Raw genomic sequence first — 18,900 nt, 5'->3', positions numbered from 1 at the left:
TTCTAGCCCAGTCGCCTGAGCTCTCATGCACGCCGAAGACAAAGTCTGCAGCTACCGAGAGCAGCGCCAGCACATGGAGCAGAGCCGTACTTGCTGTGCGCCACAAGGACAGGCATCTCAGCCCTCAACGCCCAGAGCTCCTTCGCGGCAGCTCACTCGCGCAGACGAAGACATCGAGCTCCGGAATTTTCCCTCTTGAAGCACACCGCAGCTCGGATCACCAGAACCATCATCACCGATAGCGCTGCTTTCAATATCAGGCCGCCTCCACGATCGACGAGACATCCAGCACATACATCTGGCGCTGGCTCTCATGCACCGAGTCAATGCACACCTGCTTGCCATCACGACTCCAACGTGGATGCAGGTCACAGCGGTTTTCCTTGCTCAGCTCCGGAGTGGCATAGAAACTGCCCAGATTGCGACGCTCGCCGGTCTGCATGTCGAAAAGGAACAGAAAGCGCTCGTGTGTCCTGTCATCTGGATAGGTGTCACTCAGCATCCAGCGGGTACTCACCGGCGAGAACGTCATATGGCCGTTTTCCACCAGCACATCGCGACCAATCACTTTCACCTCTCCTCCTTCAACATCGTGATAGAGGTGGTAGTGAATCTCGCCGGCATGTGGCCCCCAGACAATGATGTGCTCATTGTCCTGCCACAAGGGATGAGAGATCTGGTACTCCGACTTTTCATAGTCAAACGTGCCTGCGGCACTGGGGTCGAAGTCGTCAGCCAGCTGCGGCAGCGGATGATCGGAGCACTCCAGCAAGCGCATGTCCGAACCGTCCGGGTTCATGGTGATCAGGCGATGCAGGAAGCAGGTCTCATCCTTCACACGTTCTGTCCATCGATGCAAAAACAGGATGCGTGAAGAAGCCGGGTTGATCTCGATATGACTGACCCAGTGGATGGCCTTGTCCATCGACGACACATGATGGAATGCCTTGAGTTGCTCATAGCTGACCAGCAACCGGGAATCACCTGTCGCCAGCTCCATGCACCAGATGCCGTCATCTGCGGGCGCCAGAGGCAATTCAAAAGGCTGTCCCGGCTCGCTGTAACCAATGGTCTCGTGCGTGATGTACAGGCGCCGGTAGTTGACCGACAGCGCCCAGGCACTGCTGGGTGCAACCACATACACGGGCATGGGCAGAACTCGGCGCTCTTGCGTATCCACATCCACCACTACGGCGCCAAAGCCCGGGTAACGGGCTGACATATCGCCCGTGCGATCGTTATAGATCAGCTTGCGACCCGGTGCGCCATCTAACCACTGCAGCTGGCTGCCCATCTGGAAGTTCCAGGCACCGGTCTCGCCCACTGCGTGAAAGCGGTCACCGTCCTGAGTGTCGAAATAGCCAATCGTGGCCTTGACCTCTGGCGTCAGGTAAATGTCCATCCAGGGCGTTTGCTGGGCTGCCAGCAGGCGATTGCCTTTGTCCCAGTTGGACTTGTTGTAGTAGCCGAAGAAATGATGAAGGCTGCCGTCACCCACGCGTCGGCAGGGAGCAAAAGAAGAATGAGAAGAGGTCGTCATTGGATATCAAGCAGTAGCGTCGCAGCGACTGGCTGCGACTCGAAAGCGATGCAGGGCATGAAGAAGCCCGGCTCTGGTTAATTCGCCGTAATCTTTCCGGCAGCGATCACCTGGTCCCAACGCTGCTTTTCCTTGGCCACAAAGCTTTGCGCTTCTGCCAGGGTATTGGCCACGGCACTCATCCCTTGATCCTGCAGCCCCTTGCGGAACTCGGGTGTATTGACCACCTTGCGGATGTCTTCACTGAGCTTGTGCACGAGGGCCTGAGGCACCTTGGAGGACACGGCAACCGTGGTCCATGATGTGGCTACATAGTCCTTCATTCCTGCCTCACCGGTCGTCTGCACATCCGGCAGCGCCGCCAGGCGCTCATTGCCGGTCACCGCCAGCGCCTTGAGCTTGCCGCCCTTGACATGAGCCAGCACTGTCGGAGGGTTCTCGAACATCAACTGGATCTGGCCACCGAGCAAATCATTGAGCGCTGCCGAGCTTCCACGATAGGGAACATGAACAATGGGAGCGCCGGACTGGAGCTTGTACAGCTCTCCCATCATGTGAACCGACGAGCCCACGCCAGCAGAGCCAAAATTGATGCTGCCTGGATCCTTCTTGGCCAGCTCGGTCAGCTCCTGCAGATTCTTGACCGGCAGGTTGGGGGTTGCAACCACGACATGAGGCATCTCCGCCAGCACGGTGACAACGCGCAACTCCTTGGCAGGGTCGTAAGGCAGTTTCTTGTAAACCCCGTAAGCAGCATGCAATCCGATGGATCCCACCATCAGCGTGTAGCCGTCCGCCGGCTGATCGGACACGTATTTCCCACCCAGATGGCCGCCTGCACCTGGCTTGTTCTCGACCACCACGGCTTGATTCCACATACGGCCGAGCCTGTCGGCAAGCATACGGGCCTGCACGTCCGAGCTGCCACCCGCAGTGAACGGCACGATGATGCGAATTTGACGAGCAGGATTGGGATATGCGGAGCTGCCTTCAGCCCAGGCCGAGCCGACGCTCACCAACGTTGCGGCAGCCAGCACTCCCAGACACAGAGAGCGACGAGCGCTAATGCAAACCATCTAATGACTCCTTGGATTGATTGATGCGCCCTCAACTCCTGAAAACGCATGCACTTATTCGTATGGAAGTCAGTGTAGAAAGCCTAACCTACTCGGAAAAATTCATTTTTCAAACTCATCTATACGTGGTTGGTATACCCTTCATCCTCAGCATCAAACCGATTGCGCCATGCCACGCCCTTTGAGTTTTAAAGAAATTGAAGCATTTCGTGCCGTGATGCAAACCGGCACCACGACCGCCGCTGCGCAGCTGCTGCACACCACGCAGCCGTCCATCAGCCGTCTGCTGGCTCAGATGCAGACCGGCGCGGACCTGAAGCTGTTTGATATGCATAAAGGGCGGCTGCGCCCGACTGCAGAGGCACGGGAGCTCTTTTCGACGGTGCAGCAACATTTCGTAGGTCTGGACCGCATTGAGCGCGACCTTCAGGGGCTGCGGCAGTTCGGTGCAGGCACTCTGCGCATAGGCTGCACCCCGGCACTGGGACTGTCTATCGTTCCCGCGGCCCTGCACAATTTTCTGCTGCACTACCCGGGTACACACATCAGCCTGCAGACGCTAGGTACTACACATCTTCGGGAAGGACTGCTGCACGGCCAGTTTGACCTGGTCGTCAGTACCATGGCCATTGGCTCCCCTGAACTCAACGCAAGCGTTCTGCATCAGACCCAGGCCGTCTGCGTCATGCATCCAGGCCATCCGCTGGCACAGCACAGCAGCCTGCATGTCCAGGACCTGGAAAACCAGCTGCTGCTGACCTTGAATTCCGACGACAACATCTACCTGCAGCTGCAGCGAACCATGCTCGAGCATGATGTCCGCCCCAGCTCAACTGTCGAAACCACCTACTCCTCCACCATCTGCTGCCTTGCCGCGCAGGGTACAGGCTTGGGCGTAGTGAACCCCTACGTGGCGGCAACATTTGCGTCAAGCCTCTGCATCAAACCGTTCCTGCCCGAGTGCTCAGTAGAGGTGGTGCTGGCACTGCCCAGTCATTCGGCACCTTCGGAACGCACGCAATGCTTTGTCGAGGAGCTGCAAAAACAGCTGGCAACATAAGCAACCCAGCCCTGCAGCAAAAGCCAACCACTCAAGAAAACTCCACTGTCAGATGACAGCGAACGCCAAATGCGCCTCAAAGGTCTGCGCCGGCAACCGAGTACATGCGCATGGATGCGGTGGAATTCCGGCGATAGTCAGAGGGCCCCTTACCGGGCCTTGCATTGGATCGGCACCATGCGGCCGACCTCGACCGTCAGGTCCTGGCCTTTTCCTCGGATGGTATTGGGCCCGTTGCTGTAAACAAATCCGGAACCGCTTGGCTGCTGTGGAAGCTCTATGCCTTGACCGCCGCGTATCAAGACTGCTTTGCTGTTGGCAGGCGAGAAACGCACCGAAATGGATTCTCCGTTTGCACAGGTGAATGCAACTTCACGGTCTGCATCTTGAGACGGCACAGAACTACAGGCACTGACGGCGATTGCGGCGAACATGGCAAGCCCGATGACTTTCATAGACTTCTCCCGTGATATTTCATGGCAAGACTCAAGCAGTCATGAAGAACTCTTGTGTCTGGTGGCACTTCCAACACTTGGCAGATCACCTTTGTCTCGACAGGCTGGGAGGTCCCAACCTGCCACAAGCTCCTGCCAGCGAGTCAGACCGCAACGCGAAGTGGAACTTGATTGACGCATATCTGAGCTCAGGCTGAACTCACACGCCTGTCGCGTTCCTTGTCCCGGTAAAGGCGTGCTTTTTCAGCATACATGGCCTTGTCCGCCCCTTGAACAATGCTTTCTATCGGCGTGCCTTCCAGGCCACAGGCATGGCCCATGGAAACCTGGATGCTGTGACCCGGATAGAACTGATTGTTCAACTCCAGCAAGGACAGGATGCGCTCCTGCAATGCCACGGCACCGCGTTCATCGGTTCCCGGCAATAGCACGACAAACTCATCGCCACCAATGCGGGCGGCGCAGGCCGGCGCATCCACTGCCTTGGAGAGAACTTCGCCCATACGCCTGAGCATGGCATCGCCTGCAGTATGCCCATGCTCGTCGTTGACGACCTTGAGTCCATTCATATCTATGGCAAGCATGGACAAGGGCCAGGGCCCTTTGCGCGACAGCCTGTTGAGCTCTTCGGTATAGAAAGCGCGGTTGCGCAACTGGGTCAACACATCATGCTTGCCCAGATATTCAAGATAAGCCTCAGCCTTCTTGCGAGCGGTGATATCCACGAGCGACAGCAGAACCAAACCCCACTTCTCCGCGTGGCTGCTCATGATGGCGAACTCCATATGAATATGGAGCACATCGCCAGCCAGCCCGTAGTTCACCACTTCCCGCTGCTGCACCAGCTTACCCTCCCAAAGGTCTATCAGTTGCTCGGCAAACGAATCGTACATTTCGCCCCTGAAAACCTTGGACAGATTCTGCAGCAGTTGCTGCTTGCTCTCGGCACCGAACATTTGCAGCGTCTGGCGATTGACATCGAGCACCTGGATTTCCTGCATGCAGCGGGTCACGAATTCCGGATGCACTTTCAGGAAAGTCCGGAAATCGGTGATTCCGCGCGCTCGCACATCGTCCATCAGGCGCTTGACCACGCTGAAATCCTCGACCCACAGCGACACCGGGGAGTACTCGAACAGGTCTCTGGCGTATTGCTCGCTGCGCTGCAGCTTCACCGTGCTCTGCACCTCCGCCGTCACATCCTCCAGAGAGACCAGCACCCGACTCCAGCTTTGCTCGTAGCCCGGCAGTACACGCGCCCTCACCTGCACATCGAGCCGCCGTCCATCCAGGGCATAGTTGACCGAACGGGTCTCGAAACTGAGCACCCCCTCCCAGAGAGCGACCAGTTCATTCATGATGCTGTCGAGCATGTCGCCGCGAAAGACCTCGCTGAGCCGGCTCTTCAGGGTTTCCTCATCTTCGGCCTTGAACAGGTCCAGCGTGTACTGATTGACCCGCAGCACCTTGTAGGACTGACTGCAAAGCCTGAGCCGTTCCGGATCCTCTTTGAGAAAGCTGAGCAGATCGCTCACCCCCTGCGCCCGCCATTGATCGAAAATCTGTTTCAGGCCGCTGTAATCCTCCATCCAGAGCGATACCGGTGCCAGGTTGAACATATCCTCGAAATCCAGACCTTCTGCGAGCGAATTTTTCACAAACGATACCTCCGCCAACGATTATTACCGAGACTTCAAGCCTGCACTCAGCCCTCTTTTGCAAGAGTCGAGCAACTATCTCGCCGCAATGAAAAAGACTCCCTGCGGAGTCTTTTCAGGTCAGATCACCTCATGCAGTCTCTGCCTTGCGGCTTTCACCTTGTACATTGCGGCATCGGCTTTCTGCAAAGCATCATCCACATCGGTGTCATCGGGCATCAAGCAGACCATTCCCACGCTGGCTCCTGCGTACTCGATCTCACGCCCGTCGGCCAATTGCAAGCGGGCAACAGAGGCTTTGCTCAATCGCAGCTGCATCTCCCTGATCACGGCCTCAGCGTCTTCATCCAGCAATGGCCCTGCACCGACCATGACGAATTCATCGCCACCGAAACGAGCCAGCATGTCACTGCTGCGCAGTCCTGATCGCAGTTGTTCGGCCATGGCACGCAGCAATGCATCCCCTGCCTCATGACCGAACTGGTCATTGATCTGCTTGAAGCGGTCAAGATCCACAAAGCCCACCAGCACCCATTCACGGGTGCGGCGGCAATGAGCAATGAGTCGGTTGAGTTCCTCGGTCACGCAGCGGCGATTGGGCAATCCAGTCAGGGAATCGAGCATGGCCAACGAGGCCAGCTCCTCGTTGGCATGCTGCAGCGATCTCACCAGTTGCTCGCGCTCGGCAAAGCCTGCAATGATCTTGGCAAACAGGCGCAGCAGATCCTCGGCCTCCGCTGCCAGCGCGACTGAATGGTCGCTGGCTGCACACAAAGTGCCGAACAGCGCACCATTGGAAAAACGCACGGGCGTGCTCACATAAGTCTGGATACCCAGTTGACGCGCTGCATCCGAGTCGCCCCAGCACTCGCCAACGTTGTCAGTAAAGGTACGCCCTTCGTCGAGCGACCGTTTGCACAAGGTGTCGTGCCAGGGCACCTCCAGCCCTTCGGGGATCTTCATCCCTCCCGTATTGAGGGAATACAGAACATTCTGAATACCGCGCGCCTCATCCACGGTGGTGAGATAGGCCGACTCCAGATCAGTCACTTCCACCATGATTTCCAGAAGAGGTCGCGTGAAGCTGGGCAGATTCTGAGATGCGGAGACGGTCTGGGAAAGGCGTTGAATAATTGATGGCATGGTGCAATTTGGGGGTACGGCCGCACGACCAGTGCGGCAGCTCAAGCAAAGCCTAAAGCCTAGGCATCATCACTTTCATTCGACTGAGACTATCGTTCAATCATGCAATGAAAGCCAGATCCCAACGTCTGTATTTTCAAGCAATCGATTGTCAGACTAGGACTGAGGCCACAGGACCCTGACACGCAGACCGCCCAGTTGCGGCGACTCGTCAAGCCACAGCTGGGCACCGCTGCTTTGCGCAATGCTTTGCGCAATGGCCAGCCCCAGGCCACTGCCGCCGGCCATGCCACCAGCCCCCTGACCGCGAACAAAGCGCTGCAAGACGCGTTGGCGCTCGGCCGGTGCAATGCCTGGACCCGAATCTTCCACCACCAGCGCACGTCCGTGCTCGTCCTGCAACCAGCCCACATCAACCCGCCCCCCGGCGGGCACGTATTTGATGGCGTTGTCCAGCAGATTGCGCAGCAGCACCGCCAATGCCTCTGCGTCTGCGGCCACGCTGAATGCGGACTGCTGCCGCGGGTCTTCACTAAGACCCATGTCCAGCCCCTTGGCCTGGGCAGCAGGCGCGGCATCAGCCAGAGCCTGCTCGACCAGCACGCGCAAGTCAGCCAGCGGCGCATCTTCAGTCTGCGGCCTGGCTTCCTGCCTGGCCAATGCAAGCAACTGCTCCACCAGTCGCCCGGCGCGCTCGATTCCTTGCGCCAGACGGGCCTGCGCTGACTCGCGCTCGGAGCTGTCCGTCGCTTTGCGCAGCAGTTGCAATTGCAGCTGCAACGCGGCCAGCGGCGAGCGCAGCTCATGCGCAGCATCTGCCACGAAATTCTGCTGTGCCTCAAAAGCCTGCCGTACGCGCTGCAGCAGGCTGTTGAGCTCCTCTACCAGCGGGCGCATCTCATCCGGCAGATCATGCTCCGCAACAGGTGCCAGATCCTGAGGCTGACGCATGGCCAGCTCCCTGCGCACCCGCTGCACGGGAGTCAATGAAAGGCGAATCACCCACCACACGGCCAGCGCCAGCAGCGGCAACAGCAGCACCACAGGCAGCAAGCTGCGCCAGGCGGCTTCACGCGCGAGGATCTGACGCACGCGCATGTCCTGTGCAATCTGAATCACCTGAGAGCGTGTCTGCAGTGAAAACACACGGTAGGTCGTGCCACGCGCAGGCACATCGGCAAAGCCCAGCACCGCCATCTGGGGCAAGGCATCACCCAGAGCCGACTCGAAGATTCTCAGTCCCTCATTGGTCCAGACCTGGACGATGAACTCGTTGTTTTCATCTTCGGGAGGCGTTCCCTGCGGTCTGCCTTTGGCATCGACCGGCAGACCCACCCGCAGTGCAAACGCCGTCTGCTGCATCTGGTAGTCGAACAGGGTATCTGTCTGCGCCAGTGCATTGCGATAGGCAAACACCCCTTGCAGCACGGCCACCAGCAAAATCGCCATGCCGATGAAAAGCAACAAACGCCCGCCCAGCGAGCCGGGCAGCTTCAACCGCTGCAATGCTTGGTTTTCGCTCATGGCCTGGGCACCATATAACCAAGACCGCGCACATTGAGCACTGCGGCAGCGCCGAGCTTTTTACGCAACCCGTGGATATAGACCTCCACGGCATTGCTGCTGACCTCGTCGCCCCAGCCGTAGAGTTTGTCTTCGATTTGCTGACGTGACAGCGTGGCCCCAGGCCTTGTCAGCAATGCCTGCAGCACTGCCCATTCACGGCCTGACAGGGTGACCGGCTGACCATTCACGCTGGCCTCGCGAGTATTGGGGTTGAGCATGATTCCCTCATGCTCGTACACCGCATCCAGATGCCCTGCCGCACGCCGCGTTAGCGCGCGAATGCGGGCCAGCAGCTCATCCATGTCATAGGGTTTGATGACATAGTCATCGGCCCCGGCGTCCAGCCCCGCAATGCGGTCACGCACGGCATCCCTGGCGGTCGCCACCAGCACCGGCGTGGCATCCTTGCGCGCACGCAACTGGCGCAGCACCTGCAAGCCATCAAGCTTGGGCAAGCCCAAGTCGAGCAGCACCAGATCGTACTGGTGGCCATGCAAGGCTGTATCGGCCTGGGCGCCATCCTGAACCCAGTCCACCACATAGCCTTCACCGCGCAGCAGCGCCAGCACGGCCTGGCCGATCATGGTGTCATCTTCAACGAGCAGTAAACGCATGGAGCAAGGATAGCGCCGCTACAGCGGGAATGCCCAGCACCAGAAACAAAGGATGCATCGCACGCAGCCTGCATGCCCGCAAGGCGGCAAGCGAGGCAGCTCCACCCCAAGCGGGCAAGCCGCCACCTTACATGAAGGGCTGCCGATTACACCGCAGCTTCGATGCCCGGCATCGCCATACGTGCCTTGGTCAATGCCATGCCCAGGTTGACGGTACGGCGGCAGACAAAGACTGCCACATAGTCGGGCACTGCCTTGCTACGCAGAAAGACGTGAATCAGGTTGTCACTGTTGACGATGATTTCCTGAAAATAGTGGTGACCATCATCGCTGAGGCCGCGCGAACGCTTGAACATGGTCTCGATCATGGAGACATTGGGGCCGTTGAACAGGTCGGCCGTAGCAGCCGCCACCAGATCAATCACCTCACGCGGATGGGAATCCACGGTACGGATCGACAGCAACATGCCCGAAGCAGCATCCACATAACCAGCGGCCAGGCACTCGGGGACCGAAGCCACGGCCTGCGTCAACACGGTATCCAAACTCATTACGCTCTCACTTTCCTATTGCTAATCTTTCGCGTCATGGCCGTTTGCAGTCCGCAGCGCCCATGCTTTGGTGGTCTTGAAAACATCACGCCATCTTTTGCAGCAATGCGTTTTCGAATTGATAAAGAAGCGCTTCCTGTGCCTCGGATTGCACATACTGAGCGTCAATCAATCGCACACGGCGCAGCGCCTCTCCGGCAGTCAGGCCCTCGCGTACCAGCCAGGCGGCAAGCACGGTTCCGGTACGGCCCAATCCTGCAAGGCAGTGCACGGCAAGCACCTCTCCACGGCGCAGGGCGACCGACATGCGTGCCAGCAGCATCTGCATCTGTGCCACTGTCGGTGGCTCGTGGTCATAGACCGGCAGGTGAAAGTTCTTGAGCCCATTGCGGGCCAAGGCATCCTGCGGGAAGTCCTTTTCCGTCAACGTGATCAGCATGGTGATACCGCAACGATTCAGAGCCTTGAGGTCAGCGTCCATGTCATGGACCACGCCCGGCCAGGGCGTACCTGCCAGCCTCCCAGGCACCAGCCAGGAAAACCCGTTCGGGCCGCGGCTGGCTGGCATGGCATTTTCAGCTGCCAGCAATGGCTGCATTTCCATCAACACAGCCGCATTTACAGTGCGAGGCTGGTAGCGGGCTGTGGCGGACAGGCCAGATGACGCAACCGCTGCCGGTTGCGACAGAGCAGGCTCAGGTGCAGAGGCCGACGTTGACGCAGGCAGCACGGGTTCCGATTTGAAGGGAGCCACGACCTCACTCACTGCGGCCGAAGATGCAGGCAGGTCGGAAAATTCGGCAATGGCCGCCAAGGCGGCGTCAGGCAAGGGAGGTGGCGGCAGCACATCGTCAGCCAGCTCACTCAAAGGCGTACCCGGCATGGGGACAGCGCAGCTGCCGGTACGCAGGAATTGCTGACCGGCGGCACTGAGCGGCCGCTGAGTGAACGCAGCCATTGCTGCGGCTTCCTGGATCCGCCCGCCTGCGAGCAACAGCATCTGCTGCGCAGCAGCCTGGGCATGCTGCTGCTGGTGCGTGATCAGCAGCACACTGCGCTGCTGACCGATCTGCTTGATCACGTCCAGCAGCAAAAATGCCTCATAGCCTTCCAGATCAGCCGTGGGCTCATCGATCATCAACACCGCCGGCTTGGCCCAGGCCTCGCGCAAAATGGCCACGGCGCGTTGCTGCACCGCGCTCAACAGCATGGTGGACTTGTCCAGAGCCTGGGCCAGCTTGGCAAAGCCATAGTGCTGCAGCTGTTCAGTCACCCACTGACGCCACTCCAGTGGCGCACGTGACTCGCTCTGGCGCGCCCTCTCGATCAGTGCATCCAGGGTGTTGGCGCGCATGAGCCGGGCATGCTGCTGTACCAGGCGCGGCAAGACCTGCACGCCATCGGCGCTCAAAGGCATACGCAATGGATGAGCGCAATAGACCACCTGCCCCCAGCTGCGAAAACGCGGATTGACCGCATTTAGTCCGGCCAGCGTGCGCAGCAGCGTGGATTTTCCTGTACCCGCAGGGCCCAGCAATGCGGTTACGCCTGATTGCGGAAGTGTGAAATCCACTTCGGCCAAAACCACGCGTGGACCATATGAAGCGCCCAGGCCTTGCACCTGCAGACTGTGTTGCTGATCCAAAAAATCTTCCCCTCGCAGCGCCTGCTCCGAGGGCCGTCACGATGTATTTGCGGTCACGCCAAATCGCCACCAAACGGCGTCAAAAAGACGAATGAATGCTTTGGCCCGGCAGTCTATGGCATTACTCCTCCTGAAACTCGTCACTTCTTGAAATATGACAACATTATGTTGAAATTCATAGAATATTCGTTCATTCAGATATTTTTGTTTTAAATCAATGAAAGCAGATAAAGAAAAACCGCAACCCGGAAGGGTGCGGTTTTCTACGTAGTCAGGGCGTCAGTCAGCCCAGGCGCACCGGCACAAAGATTTTGTTGCCATCGCGCCAGATCAGCACGGCCACGGTCTTGTCCGCCTTGGCGACTGCGGCCCGCACCTCATCGATATTTCCGGCAGGTGCGCCATTGATGGACAGCAGCACGTCTCCCTGGCTGATACCTGCTGCTGCTGCCGGACCGCTGGCCTGAGCCACCAGTAGGCCAGAGTCCACGCCAATCTGCTTTTTTTCCTCAGGCTGCAGGGGGCGCAAAGCCAGCCCCAGCTTTCCCTTGTCAGCGTCCGGAGAGGACTTGGCCACCTTCGCAGCCTTGTCACTGGCATCGCCAAGGGTCGCACTCAGAGTCTTGGATTCACCCTTGCGCCAGACTTCCAGCGTCACTTTCTGCCCCGGCAAGGCCTGGCCGATAAAGGCCGGCAGATCGCCCGAACCAACAACGGGTTTGCCATCCACCTTGCGCACCACATCGCCCGGTTCCAGTCCGGCCTTGGCGGCAGGGCCATTCTTTTCGACACTGGCCACCAATGCACCTTCGGGCTTATCCAGCTTGAAGGAATCGGCAAAGGCCTGATTGACCTCCTGCACACTCACGCCCAGCTTGGCATGCTGGGCCTTGCCCGTTGCCTGAATCTGCTGTTGCACACGGGTTGCCAGCTCAATGGGAATCGCAAACGACACCCCTTGATACCCGCCCGAGCGGGTGTAGATCTGGCTGTTGATGCCCACGACCTCGCCCTGTGCGTTGAACAGCGGGCCACCGGAGTTGCCGGGGTTGATCGCCACATCCGTCTGCAGGAAGGGAACAAAGGAATCATCGGGCAGAGAACGTCCCTTGGCGCTCACCACACCCGCCGTCACGCTGTTCTCAAAGCCGAAGGGCGAGCCGATCGCCAGCACCCAGTCGCCCACACGCAGCTGGCTGGTCTGGCCCAGCTTGACCGTGGGCAGCCCGGCAGCGTCAATCTTGAGTACCGCCACATCGGTCTTGGGGTCGGCTCCCAGCACCTTGGCCCTGAGCTCGCGACGGTCGTTGAGCTTGACCGTCACTTCCTTTGCGCCATGCACCACATGGGCATTGGTCAGAATCACGCCGTCGCTGGAGACGATAAAGCCCGAGCCCTGGCCGCGCATGGGTGTATCAGGCTGCTGCGCACCTGGCCCCATGCCCTGCCCGCCCGGCATTCCAGGAAAGCCGAACTGGCGGAAGAACTCAAGGAAGGGGTCATCGGGGCTGATGCCCTGACCCTGTGGCTGACGTTCGCTGGTCTGGTCGCCTTCATCGTCGCTCATGGTGCGAGAGGAACCCACCACGCTGATATTGACCACGGCCGCTCCGTTGCGCGCCGTGATATCTGCGAAATTGGGAGCATTCACCGCTGGCAGGTTAAGGGCTGCAGGTTGCGCGACCACCGCAGATTGCGTCACCTGCGCCTGGGCAGCACTGCGGGTTCCCACCAGGCCGGCGCCGGTGGCGCCCAGTGCGCCGATCGCACCAGCGGCCACCAGGGCCATGACCAATCGGCGGGGTGTGGAGAGAATTGTGTTCATGGTCATCCTTTCAGAAAAGCACCGGATCGGTGTCGTTGAAGGGAAGTTTGAACGTCCACACTTAGGCGAGACTTAGGTGCTTGCGGTATTCACCAATGCACCTGAACCAGAAGCTGCTTGCATCTGCAGCTCAAGGAGTTCAGGCCATTTTCAATCTGCAACCCACCTCGCTCAGATGAGCTCCAGCACCAGCTCCGGCGGGCGACAAAGCTTGGCCCCCTTGGGGGTGACCACAATGGGTCGATTGAGCAGCACCGGATTCGCAGCCACGGCCTGAATCAGCTGGACATCGCTGACCGCTGCGTTGTCCAGACCCAGTTCCTTGAACTGAGCTTCCTTGGTACGCAGCAAGTCACGCACCGGAACGCCCAGGTGTGCCACCAGCTCTGCCAACTCTGGCGCCGTCAGCGGCGTGGCGATGTAATCGACGATATTTGGCTCGATGCCATGCTCGCGCAGCAGCGCCAGCGCGCCGCGCGAATTGCTGCAGCGGCTGTTGTGAAAAATGGTGATGTCAGGGCGATTCACGGGGGTGTCTGTACTTGTAGTCATGACTGCAGTGTAGCGAGCCTGTGCCTGTCCAAGGCTTGGCAGGCAGTCACTGCATAGCAGCTATGCCGGCTGCGCCAGAGCCAGGCAGAGCGCCATCTCATAGACTGCCTGCAAAACATCATGAGGAGACAATATGCCCGCTTTCACCGCATGCGATCCCTTCACTCTGAACCGCCGCCAATGGAGCCAATGGGCTGCGGCCACCGCCTTGGGCGGTCTGACCGGCACAGCTCTGGCACAGGACTCGAGGTACCCCAGCAAGGCCATACGCATGGTCATTCCGTTCACGCCCGGCGGCTCCGCCGACATTCTGGGTCGCGCCATAGGTCATGAGCTGACGACCGCCTGGGGCCAGAGCGTGGTGCCGGAAAACGTTGCCGGCGCAGGCGGCAGCATCGGCGCGGACCGCGTGGCAAAGGCCAGTGCCGATGGCTACACCCTGCTCATGGGTCATGTGGGCACGCTGGCCGTTACACCCACGCTCTACCCCAAGCTGCCTTACGACCCTATCAAGAGCTTTACGCCTCTGGCCTGGGTGGCGCGTGTGCCCAACGTGCTGGTCGTGCATCCATCGCTGCCGGTCAATGATCTGGCATCGTTCATCAGCTACGCCAAGGCCAACCCGGGCGCAGTGAACTTCAGTTCGGGCGGCAACGGCAGCGCCGCGCATATGACCATGGCCTATCTGAGCCTGCAAGCAGGGCTGAAGATGCAGCATGTGCCCTACAAGGGCACGGCCCCGGCCGTCAATGATCTGGTGGCCGGTCAGGTTCAGGCCCTGTTCACCGGCATTCCCGCCGTGCTTGCGCAGATCCGCGCAGGCCAGATCAAGGCCATCGCCGTTTCATCACCTCAGCGCATCCCTGCACTACCCAATGTGCCTACCGTGGCCGAAGCAGGCTTGCCCGGCTTTGAGGCCGACCAATGGTATGGCGTGGTCGGCCCTGCCAATATGCCCGCCGACGTGGTCGCCAGGATCAATCAGCAGATCAATGCCTCGCTGCGAAGCCCCGCCATCCTCGAGCGTCTGCAAAGCGAAGGCGCCCAGCCCATGCCCAGCACGCCCAAGGTCTTTGCCGATCTCATCGTCAAGGACCTCGCGCGCTGGCGCAAGGTCATCATCGACAGCAAGATGACGCTTTAAGCGCCCAGGGCCTGCGCTTCAGGCTGCGGCGGAACTGGTTGCAACCGGGGCTGCCGTTGCGGACTCCAGTTCTTCCTCGTGGGCATCGAACTCGCGCCCCGGCAGCAGCAGATTCAGGCCCACGGCCACCAGCGCACCCACGGTAATACCCGAGCCGAACACTTCGCGCACAAAGGCAGGCATCTTGGAGAGCAGATCGGGGCGCACCGTCACGGCCAGGCCGCAGCCCAGCGAGACTGCAATGATCAGGCCGCTGCGACGCGTCTGCTCTGCACCGCTGAGCATGCGGATGCCCGCCAGGATGATCATGGCAAACATCATCAGGCCCGCACCGCCGAGCACTGGCTGGGGAATCGTCACTACCAGCGCGCCAAGCACCGGAAACAGTCCGGCCAGCAGCAGCATCACGCCGGTCAGCATCACCACATGGCGGCTGGCCACGCCCGTGAGCGAGACCACGCCCACGTTCTGCGCGAAGGTGGAAACCGGCGGGCTCGACATCACGGCGGCAAAGGCCGAACCCACGCCGTCGCACAGCATGCCGCTGGCCAGGCGCTTGCCGCGGATCGGCGTCCGCGTTGCCGCCCCCAGGGCCATGAAAGTGCCCGTGGTCTCGACAATGGTTACGAGAAAGGCGATGGACATGGCGACGATGCCCGATACCGGAAAGCTCATGCCGAAATGCAGTGGCTGCGGAATCGCGAAGATCGGCGCCTCGCGCACCTGGGTGAAGTCGATCAGACCCAGGGCCAGGCACAGCAGATAGCCGCAGGCAATGCCCAGCACCACGGCCGATGCCGAGATCACGCCCTTGCCCCATTGCACAAAGCCGATCACCAGCGCCAGCACAAAGCCCGCAATCGCCAGATTGCCCACGGCGCCGTAGCTGCCGCTGCCCACGCCGCCGGCGGCCCAGTCCACGGCGACGGGCGTGAGCGACAGCCCGATCATGGTCACAACCACGCTGGTCACGGTATGCGGAAAGAAGCGACGGATCACCGGCATGAAAAAGCTGCCGACGATCATCACCAGCGAGCCCACGAGCGAAGAGCCCAGGATGCCGGGCACACCATGCTCCAGTCCCACGCTGATGCCCGCGCCGACAAAGGCGAAGCTGGTACCCATCACGCAAGGCAGGCGTATGCCGACAGGTCCCACGCCACGGCACTGGATGATGGTGACGACGCCCGAGCCCAGCAAAGCCGCATTGACCAGGGCCACGATCTGGTCGGCCGGCAGCTTGAGCGCGCCGCCGAACACCAGCGGCACGGCGATGATGCCGCCCAGCGCGGCGAGCAGATGCTGCAGCGAAAGCAGCGTGGTGGTGATGAGGCTGGGCGGACGGTCTTCCACCCCGTAAAGCAGCTTTTCCATGGTCTTGTCTCCTGTTTTTTAGGTATGCAATCGCCGGGGAATAGGCTTCCCCGCGAAGGCCACAAGACTAAGCACGCAACCGGGAGCTCTCATATGCCGTTGCCGATACAGCCCATGCGCGGCGCCGTATAGCTTGTCCAGCATCGAGAAAGAATTTCTGGCACTCCAAGTCACCTGACACCAGTCCCGAGCCCACTTTTCTTCCAGTGCCACAAAGGCTTGGAATCTCTCTCACACCGATGTCCGGCCATCGCAATGGACCAGCGATGACCGTCACCGAAAAGTCTCAATGTCCTGCTGCGGCTCGCTCGAACAGGCTGCGCGCGAGATTGCGGTGCTGGCCCAGCACCACGGGCAGGTCAGCGGTCAGCAGACGCCCGTCCTCGACAACCACACGCCCGTTGATGACGCTGCTGGACACATTGGCCGGCGTGCAGAACACCAGTGCTGCCACGGGGTCGTGGCCAGCACCCGCATAGCCAACGTCTTCCATGTCGAAGGCCACGAAGTCGGCAGACATGCCGGGAGCCAGTGCGCCGATGTCGTCGCGGTTGAGCACGCGCGCACCGCCCAGCGTGGCGATCTCCAGCGCCTCTCGGGCACTCATGGCCGCCGGGCCGTAGCCCACGCGCTGCAGCAGCATGGCCTGGCGCGCCTCGCCCAGCATGTGGGCACCGTCGTTCGATGCACTGCCGTCCACACCCAGGGCCACGGAAACGCCGGCATCACGCATGCTGCGAATGGGTGCGATGCCCGATGCCAGGCGCATGTTGGAGCATGGACAGTGCGCCACACCGGTGCCGGTGCGCGCAAACAGCGCAATGCCTTCGGGATCGAGCTTGACGCAATGCGCATGCCAGACGTCGCGCCCCACCCAGCCCAGGTCCTCGGCGTATTGCGCCGGGGTCAGGCCGAACTTCTCGCGCGAGAAGGCCACGTCGTTGTCGTTCTCGGCCAGATGGGTGTGCAGCGAGACACCGTGCGCACGCGCAAGCACCGCCGATTCGCGCATCAGATCACGCGTCACCGAGAATGGCGAACATGGGGCCAGAACCACGCGCAGCATGGAGTGGCGCGAGCCGTCGTGGTATTGCTGGATCAGGCGCAGGCTGTCGCGCAAGATGGCCTCTTCCTCCTCCACCACCACATCGGGTGGCAGACCGCCCTTGCTGCGGCCCAGGCTCATGGAGCCGCGCGCGGCGTGAAAGCGCATACCCATCTGCTGCGCAGCCGCAATGGAATCGTCCAGGCGCGAGCCATTGGGAAACAGGTACAGATGGTCGCTGGTCGTGGTGCAGCCCGACAGCATGAGCTCGGCCATGGCGGTCTGGGTCGAGACATGGATCATCTCGGGCGTCAGGTGCGACCACAGCATGTAGAGGTTCTGCAGCCACGAGAACAGCTCGGCATCCTGAGCGGCCGGCACGGCACGCGTCAGGCTCTGGTACATGTGATGGTGGGTGTTGACCAGGCCCGGCGTCACGACCTTGCCGCGCATGTCCAGCACGCGCGCCTGGCCCTCGTCGGCCATGCGGCGGTATTGCGCCGGCAACTCGGCCGTTGCGCCCACCCACAGCAGGGCCGGGCCGTCCGCCACCAGCGCACCGTCCTTGATCTCGCGGCGTTGCGCATCCATGGTGACCAGTACGTCGGCATTCAGGGCAATCAGGGTCATGGGTTTCTTCCTCTCTAAACAAGAAGCGCAAGTCTAGAGAGGCACCCAAGCGCGCGATAGCGCTGAATTCAGCCAAGCATGTCCACAAAATGTGGACAGTGAATCAGTGTTTTCTGGCGTAGAGCCGCGCCAGCGCGGATTCGATGCTTGCCGCCATGAGCTCGGCAGCCGCGCTCAGCTCGGCCCCCTTGCGCACGAACAGCATCAGGGTCTGGCGCTGCAGATGTGCGTCGCGCAGAGGCACGAAGCTCAGCGAGCCGCGATCCAGCTCCTCCAGCACATCCAGAGCGTTGAGCAAGGCAATGCCCTCGCCAAGCATGACCAGGCGCTGTATCAAGGCCATGGAGGTGGACTCGGCCACCGGCGTCACCTCGATGGCACTGCGCGCGAAGGCTTCGTTGAGCAGACTGCGTATGGTCAGAGCCGGTGCAGGCAGAATCAGCGGATGACCCACGCATTCGCTGAGCAGCAGCGACGAATGCTGGGCCAGCGGGTGCTTGACCGGCAGGATGGCTCCAATCTGCCATTCGCTGGCCGCCAGCATGCGCAAACCGGGTCTGGGCGTGAGATCGTAGGCAAGGCCCAGGTCCACCTCCCCGGCTTCCACGGCAGACACAATGGCCTGCGTGGGCAGGTCGATGACACGCACGACCATCCCCGGATGGCTGCTTCGAAAGTCATGCACCAGCGATGGAAGCAAGGAGCCCGCCAGGCCGGACGTCGCCGCCACCGTGATCTCGCCACGTCTCATGCCCTTGAAGTCGGCAATGCGCTCGCGCAGCGCTGCATGCTCACGCAAGGTGCTGCGCACATGGGTCAGCACCATTTCGCCCAGAGGCGTCAGGCGCAGACGATTGTGGATGCGGTCGAACAGCGGCGCCCCCAGCTCGGCCTCCAGATCGAGAATCTGCCGATTCACGGCCGTGGGAGCCACATGCAGGTACTCGGCCGCCTTGCGGATGGAGCCGCGGCGAACCACTTCATCGAGATAGCGCAAAACTCTGGCGTGCATGCGCGCAGCC

General features: G+C 60.6%; 16 protein-coding genes. 2 read left to right on the top strand and 14 right to left on the bottom strand.

The genetic code is table 11. The annotated features are described in order from the left end of the window. Positions 1-256: 256 nt before the first annotated feature. Complete coding sequence (locus AAIL67_RS15730) at positions 257-1,540, bottom strand: hypothetical protein (RefSeq protein ID WP_034378154.1); 1,284 nt, start codon at positions 1,538-1,540, stop codon at positions 257-259. Between the two features lie 77 nt (positions 1,541-1,617). Beyond that, a complete protein-coding gene (locus AAIL67_RS15725; RefSeq protein WP_343484353.1) occupies positions 1,618-2,616 on the bottom strand; it encodes a tripartite tricarboxylate transporter substrate binding protein in 999 nt (332 codons plus the stop codon). A gap of 169 nt (positions 2,617-2,785) precedes the next feature. On the opposite strand from AAIL67_RS15725, the gene AAIL67_RS15720 reads away from it, so the two are divergent. After that, complete coding sequence (locus AAIL67_RS15720; RefSeq protein WP_034353889.1) at positions 2,786-3,676, top strand: LysR family transcriptional regulator; 891 nt, start codon at positions 2,786-2,788, stop codon at positions 3,674-3,676. 149 nt (positions 3,677-3,825) lie between these two features. Here the strand turns inward: AAIL67_RS15720 and AAIL67_RS15715 are convergent, their stop codons facing one another. The 9 genes from AAIL67_RS15715 to arsC form a co-directional block, all read right to left on the bottom strand. Next, a complete protein-coding gene (locus AAIL67_RS15715; protein WP_034396439.1) occupies positions 3,826-4,131 on the bottom strand; it encodes an MliC family protein in 306 nt (101 codons plus the stop codon). A 188-nt stretch (positions 4,132-4,319) separates the two neighbouring features. Then, positions 4,320-5,789, bottom strand: coding sequence for a GGDEF domain-containing protein (locus AAIL67_RS15710; RefSeq protein WP_034378225.1), 1,470 nt, complete (start codon positions 5,787-5,789; stop codon positions 4,320-4,322). A gap of 120 nt (positions 5,790-5,909) precedes the next feature. Next, positions 5,910-6,932, bottom strand: coding sequence for a sensor domain-containing diguanylate cyclase (locus AAIL67_RS15705; RefSeq protein WP_343484352.1), 1,023 nt, complete (start codon positions 6,930-6,932; stop codon positions 5,910-5,912). A 156-nt stretch (positions 6,933-7,088) separates the two neighbouring features. Then, complete coding sequence (locus tag AAIL67_RS15700; protein WP_343484351.1) at positions 7,089-8,456, bottom strand: ATP-binding protein; 1,368 nt, start codon at positions 8,454-8,456, stop codon at positions 7,089-7,091. Next, a complete protein-coding gene (locus tag AAIL67_RS15695; RefSeq protein ID WP_034348534.1) occupies positions 8,453-9,112 on the bottom strand; it encodes a response regulator transcription factor in 660 nt (219 codons plus the stop codon). Before AAIL67_RS15695 ends, AAIL67_RS15700 begins: the two co-directional genes overlap by 4 nt. A gap of 146 nt (positions 9,113-9,258) precedes the next feature. Continuing rightward, positions 9,259-9,663 (bottom strand): hypothetical protein, encoded by a 405-nt coding sequence (locus AAIL67_RS15690; RefSeq protein ID WP_063664748.1) that lies wholly within the window; start codon positions 9,661-9,663, stop codon positions 9,259-9,261. A gap of 85 nt (positions 9,664-9,748) precedes the next feature. Beyond that, entirely contained in the window at positions 9,749-11,308 is a 1,560-nt protein-coding gene (locus tag AAIL67_RS15685; protein ID WP_063664750.1) for an ATP-binding cassette domain-containing protein, read from the bottom strand. A 283-nt stretch (positions 11,309-11,591) separates the two neighbouring features. Then, positions 11,592-13,133 (bottom strand): Do family serine endopeptidase, encoded by a 1,542-nt coding sequence (locus tag AAIL67_RS15680; protein ID WP_343484350.1) that lies wholly within the window; start codon positions 13,131-13,133, stop codon positions 11,592-11,594. Positions 13,134-13,304: 171 nt separating this feature from the next. Beyond that, on the bottom strand, positions 13,305-13,685 hold the full coding sequence (gene arsC / locus AAIL67_RS15675) for an arsenate reductase (glutaredoxin) (RefSeq protein ID WP_052088129.1): 381 nt from the start codon (positions 13,683-13,685) through the stop codon (positions 13,305-13,307). A 133-nt stretch (positions 13,686-13,818) separates the two neighbouring features. On the opposite strand from arsC, the gene AAIL67_RS15670 reads away from it, so the two are divergent. After that, the gene (locus tag AAIL67_RS15670; RefSeq protein ID WP_034353912.1) at positions 13,819-14,829 is read left to right on the top strand and encodes a tripartite tricarboxylate transporter substrate binding protein; all 1,011 of its coding nucleotides are present in this window, start codon (positions 13,819-13,821) and stop codon (positions 14,827-14,829) included. Positions 14,830-14,847: 18 nt separating this feature from the next. Here the strand turns inward: AAIL67_RS15670 and AAIL67_RS15665 are convergent, their stop codons facing one another. From AAIL67_RS15665 to AAIL67_RS15655, 3 genes are all read right to left on the bottom strand, one after another. Next, positions 14,848-16,203 carry a nucleobase:cation symporter-2 family protein gene (locus AAIL67_RS15665; protein ID WP_034353916.1) on the bottom strand — a complete coding sequence of 452 codons (1,356 nt, stop codon included), beginning with the start codon at positions 16,201-16,203 and terminating at the stop codon, positions 14,848-14,850. A 286-nt stretch (positions 16,204-16,489) separates the two neighbouring features. Beyond that, on the bottom strand, positions 16,490-17,878 hold the full coding sequence (locus AAIL67_RS15660; protein ID WP_343484349.1) for an 8-oxoguanine deaminase: 1,389 nt from the start codon (positions 17,876-17,878) through the stop codon (positions 16,490-16,492). A gap of 103 nt (positions 17,879-17,981) precedes the next feature. Then, positions 17,982-18,890 carry a LysR family transcriptional regulator gene (locus tag AAIL67_RS15655; protein WP_343484348.1) on the bottom strand — a complete coding sequence of 303 codons (909 nt, stop codon included), beginning with the start codon at positions 18,888-18,890 and terminating at the stop codon, positions 17,982-17,984. Between the last annotated feature and the right edge of the window lie 10 nt (positions 18,891-18,900).

This window comes from Comamonas sp. A7-5, assembly GCF_039581385.1.
Lineage (GTDB): Bacteria > Pseudomonadota > Gammaproteobacteria > Burkholderiales > Burkholderiaceae_C > Comamonas > Comamonas thiooxydans.
This window is presented reverse-complemented; position numbering and strand designations above follow the sequence as displayed.